5 protein-coding genes are annotated in these 5,130 nt (G+C 39.0%); 3 read left to right on the top strand and 2 right to left on the bottom strand.

Annotated elements, in window-relative coordinates:
* The first annotated feature begins 220 nt into the window (after positions 1–220).
* The gene (locus NCWK1_RS28760; protein ID WP_245895018.1) at positions 221–580 is read left to right on the top strand and encodes a helix-turn-helix domain-containing protein; all 360 of its coding nucleotides are present in this window, start codon (positions 221–223) and stop codon (positions 578–580) included.
* A 49-nt stretch (positions 581–629) separates the two neighbouring features.
* Positions 630–923 carry a hypothetical protein gene (locus NCWK1_RS28755; protein WP_103127037.1) on the top strand — a complete coding sequence of 98 codons (294 nt, stop codon included), beginning with the start codon at positions 630–632 and terminating at the stop codon, positions 921–923.
* Positions 924–1,110: 187 nt separating this feature from the next.
* Here the strand turns inward: NCWK1_RS28755 and NCWK1_RS28750 are convergent, their stop codons facing one another.
* Complete coding sequence (locus tag NCWK1_RS28750) at positions 1,111–3,282, bottom strand: UvrD-helicase domain-containing protein (protein WP_103127036.1); 2,172 nt, start codon at positions 3,280–3,282, stop codon at positions 1,111–1,113.
* 95 nt (positions 3,283–3,377) lie between these two features.
* Positions 3,378–3,662, bottom strand: a complete 285-nt coding sequence (locus tag NCWK1_RS28745; protein WP_103127035.1) for a TRADD-N-associated membrane domain-containing protein — start codon at positions 3,660–3,662, stop codon at positions 3,378–3,380.
* 168 nt (positions 3,663–3,830) lie between these two features.
* On the opposite strand from NCWK1_RS28745, the gene NCWK1_RS28740 reads away from it, so the two are divergent.
* Entirely contained in the window at positions 3,831–5,060 is a 1,230-nt protein-coding gene (locus NCWK1_RS28740) for a pentapeptide repeat-containing protein (RefSeq protein WP_103127034.1), read from the top strand.
* Positions 5,061–5,130: the final 70 nt, after the last annotated feature.

Genomic DNA, 5,130 nt, shown 5'->3' with positions numbered 1-5,130 from the left:
TCCTCTTTACAAAAGATAAGTTCACAACCAAACTCAACTACATATACCTTTGTTAATTCATACTGTTCTGACCTTTCAGTAAACAAACCTGTCTCTTATACACATCTAGATGTGTATAAGAGACAGGAATCAATCTACCTAAGAGGTCGATTCAATATATCTATTAGATAGATTTTATTGCATAATATGTCTATTGGTAATAATCACTTAAGAATTAATTATGCAGATACACGAAATTTTCAAAATGGCAATGGACAAACACGGCATTAAGGGTAAGGATTTAGCGGAGAAAGTCGGGATAGGCAAGGATCACTTGTCTCAATTTCGCTGTGGTAAGAAGTGGGTTAGCCCAGAGGTGTTTGTCAAGTTGCTTGAGGGTATGGACGAACTAGCACCAGGTTCCCGCAAATATTTCTGTGAATTGCTTGCTAATGAGCCATTGGGAAAGGGTCAAAGCAGCCTTGTAAAGTTGGTTGAGAATGCTAACGAGGAAGAGATAGATACAGTTCTTAGCTTGATTGGCTATAGATGGAAAACTGGTATTAAGAATCATTCAAATCATTCAGCGATCGCTGTCTAGCCGCATACAAGCAAGATATGATGGGAGCTGTCTATTATCAGGTCGCATCATGCTAGAAGGAATAAATTTCGTGACAAGCCAGGATGTAAAACGAATGCTCGAAGGACTGACCGAGGAAGAACGAGAAAGTTTATTGGCAGAGCAGATGAAAAAACTCTCTTCAGAGGCTAAGTTGCGCGTACTTGGGCTTACTGATTCAGGGATAACTGTAGTGACAGGTTCTTTTGTTGCACTTAACAGCGAAGTTGCTGTGAATATTCAAAACACTTCAGGATTTGATCCTGAAAAACTTTTCAGTGCATTAGCAGAGTATCGCAAAGCGCAACGTGAAAAGGGTACTTGAGTATTCAGGTATCCGCATACTCAGCTATTTAAATATTTAAAGTTTAAAAGTATTGTTATATAAGGTTTTCAGTTAAGTACCTGAGTATCTAGGTATTCAAGTATTTAGATACTCAGGTATGCAGTATTAAAAATCATCGTTCTCATACTGCTCAATCCACTAGTTGAGAAAATGTCTGGGCTGCTCATCATACTTTTTCTGGTTGCTGCGATCGCTCGTCTTTATTATCTTTCTCCTTATACCAATCACAATTACCAATGATAAATAGTTCCGCCTTGCTGCGAGTCAAGGCAACATAGAGCAGATTCATTTCTTGCTCATACTGCCATTCCTGCTGTTTCTTCCAAACCATAGGCATATCGTTAGGTTTGTAAATAAATATTCTCTCGGCTTCCAGACCTTTAGCCCTGTGACAAGTGCTAAGGGTAATAGGTGCGTTTTCATCCGAGAAAATAGCATCAATTTCAAGCATCAAATCATCAACGCTTTGAGCATTGGGGCAAGCTTCATAAATTGCTCTAATAGCCTCAATTTTATCGCCGAGGGATTCAATTTTTTGTTCTTCGTTATCTAGTCCATAGTAAGTGGCTTTTTTCTTTTCAAAATAGCTATCTAATGATTTATTAAAATCACTCCACATAAAGTAAAAATCATCTTGTATAGCTTTCATTTCAGCTTTTAAAGAGTCCCCTATTGAGCGCCCTTTGATTTGAGCTTTTTTCTTGTGTGAAATTAACTTTAAGCAAAGGTTGACTAATGGTGCAGTTTTGCGGCTCAAAACCATGTCTTTGTTTTGAATCTTTTCTAAAACATCATCTTTAGTAATTTTCTCAATGCTTCCTAATTTGGCATTACTGGCAACTTCAATAGGAATATTCGGAAAGATTTCTTGAACTAATTCTATATGAATGCTAGGGCAGCGATAGCAAATTGATAGCGGTAATTCTTGAGCGTTTATTCTTCTATAAATTGCTTGATAACTATCACAATTTGCGCCTGCAAAGCCCATAATAGCCTGTCTTGGGTCGCCTACAGCCAAAATTCTGCCGTGCTTACCAGCTAAGGCACAGACTAATTCTAGTTGAATGGCGTTTAAGTCTTGGCACTCATCAACTAAGACAAATTTGTAAGGTTTGAACCAGCTACGTTGATATAATTCCCATTTAATTGGTAGCCACAGTTGATCCACAAAATCAAAGGCTACTTTATTGGCTGCTTGCTGTTCACCAACCATTAAACATCGTTTGATTTGTTTGGCACATTCATAAGGATTCAATAACCCTTCAAATTCATGATGTTTACAGAGTTTTTCTAATGTTTCCGAATTGGGTTCTAAGTTATAAAGTCTGACTAAATCTATTAATTTAAGAAAAATATCTGTCTTTTCAACAATCTTGTTAGCAGTTAAAAGAGATATTTTACTTTTGCCGGGCGCAGGCAACAAGTCAAAACTCGCTGCAATGTCTCTATATTTATTATTAGTTACTCTAACTTCACGGCTATTTTTAATATTTAATTCTTGCTTGACTAATGACCAGCCAGCACTATGAAGTGTGCTGATTGACTGCTCCCATCTTTTACCAAATTTTCTAATCAAATCAAGAGAATTTTCTTTACCAAATACACAGATTTTTACTTCATGAATTTGAATACCTGCTTCCTCAAGTGATTTGGCAACCAGGAACAAGCTTGAGGATTTACCAGCCCCGGCGACAGCGTTACAGCAGGCGTTACCCTTTCCTCTAAGAATCCAATCGATTATAGCTAGTTGATATTTTGAGGGAACAAAGCCGAATTTTCGAGTGTACGCTTGAATTTCAGCATCAGTTAATTTTGGTTGTTCTAGCAGTGGTGGCTGTACTGCTGGTTTTGGTTCTGGCTGCGGTTGTATTTGAGTTTGGCGATCGCTACTCTTATGGTCTACTTCTGATAATAAAGAATCTAAGGCCAGTCTAATCTGTTGTAATTCGTCTTTGTCCAGATTATTTAATGCAGCGATAACTGTCTCGAATGGTGTTAACTGCGGCGGTTCATCTCGTCCAGTATCACCACTCCAATGAGGTGATTCTAAGCCAGCCTGCACAGGATATTGAGTGATTGGTAATGGTTTAGGGTCTTTTGGCCTGTAAACAGCGTATATGGCTAAAAGTAACTGATACAGTTCATTTTCAGAGAATCTGTGTATTGAGAAGAAAACATCATTAAATGATGGAATAGATTCGCCTCGGTCGAGCGATCGCGCGTATTGTTCAACTTGTTCTGAGAAAATTTCTGGTACTCTTACAGGCTTAGTCGGTAAGTGCTGCCATTTTGGGGCTTGAGTCTTAAGATTGGCTATTGAAGCTTCTTTTACAGGCATAATCATACACCCAATTCATACTATTATTTTAGCAAAAATCGAGTGTACGCTAGATTTTAAAATTCTTCTTCATCGTACTCATAGTTAAAATTTATTTAAGTTTCATCCTCTAACTCGGCTAAAATCTTATCGAGCCTGTCGTTAGTGTCCTTGGCAAGCTGAACGCATCGAACGCTTGCAGCTATGCCGCCAGCAGCAGTAATGCCTCCCTCTGGAACTTTGCCTGATAGTAAAAGCCCTGCACCTACAATACTAATACCAGCAGATAACGCAGTTGTAATTAATGCAAGATTGAAACTGTAACGCGCTTGTCTCAAGCGTTCCTGAGCAATGCTTAATTCTATTATTGAGCGAGAGTTAGAAGTTGGCTTGTTATTCATGGATTTTGCAGAGTATGTGGACTTCACACTTCTAATGTGGAGCAAAACCCTTGCAATACAGACTACACAATGATTTTGTTGTAACTAATTTGTAGTTATCTTATGATTACCTTATGCTCTAGTTATGACTGCATAATTATTTTTTAATAAATAAAAATAAACTAAACTATGGCGGGATCTAGTTTAAGTAAAACAAAAAATAAAATAACTTATATAGCTTCTATAGAAGGTTTAGAAAGAGCTAATAAAGCTTTGAAAAGGCTAGGATTTGCCTCAAAAGAAAACTTTGCGAAGTCCATATTATTATCTCGCAGCACGATTACAAAATTTTTTCAGCGCCAACCAATTCAGTTTGATTCTTTTAAAAAAATATGTGATGAACTGAAGTTATTGGATTGGACAGAGATTGCAGAATTACTAGAAAGAGAACAATCTAATGGACTAGTAAAAAATGATTTTAGTAGCCCAGATATTAATGAGGGAGAGGAGCAAGTGCAAATAATTCGCCGCCAAGTGAGTGTAATAGATAAAGACAACAAAACAATTAAAGCAGTTATTTTATTAGAAGGCGATATAAATTCAGTTAATAATGATTTATCAGTATCTATTGAATTGTTTTTACGAAAATATTCAGGACATAGTATAAAAATTACTGATATTAAAGAAGGCAGTATCAAAATATTTATAGAAGGTTCTCAAGAGGATATCGAACGGCTTAAACATCTCATCGACTCAGGAGAACTAACAACAATTAGCGATTTCCCTGTTCAAAATATTCAAGTCTTAAGCGAAAGTTCAGAGAGAAATGAAAGTACAGAATCTGATGATAAATGGCGTTTAGTACAGGAGATTGTTAGTCAAGCAGTTAAGAATCGAAATTTAAGTGATGTTGACTTAAGCGATGCTGATCTGAGCGATGCCAACCTGAGCGGTGCCGACCTGAGCGGTGCCGACCTGAGCGGTGCTGACCTGAGAGGTGCCAACCTGAGAGGTGCCAACCTGAGACTTGCCAACCTGAGACTTGCCAACCTGAGACTTGCCAACCTGATTGATGCCAACCTGAGCGGTGCCAACCTGATTGATGCCAACCTGATTAATGCCGACCTGAGCGGTGCCAACCTGAGACTTGCCAACCTGAGACTTGCCAACCTGATCAGTACTGACCTGAGCAGTACTGACCTGAGCAGTACTGACCTGAGCAGTACTGACCTGATTGATGCCAACCTGATTGATGCCAACCTGATTGATGCCGCCCTGAGAACTGCCTACCTGAGCAATGCCGACCTGAGAAGTGCCAACCTGAGCAGTGCCAACCTGAGCGGTGCCAACCTTAGAACTGCCGACCTGAGACTAGCCCACTTGATAGATGCCGAACTGATTGCATCCGCCCTGAGCTAAACCGGACTGACTCCTTGCGACACTGCCACTTCCACACCTAACCGTTCTTTCGTTCTCAATGGCGTGGTTG

The sequence above is a fragment of the Nostoc cycadae WK-1 genome, assembly GCF_002897135.1.
GTDB lineage: Bacteria > Cyanobacteriota > Cyanobacteriia > Cyanobacteriales > Nostocaceae > Nostoc_B.
This window is presented reverse-complemented; position numbering and strand designations above follow the sequence as displayed.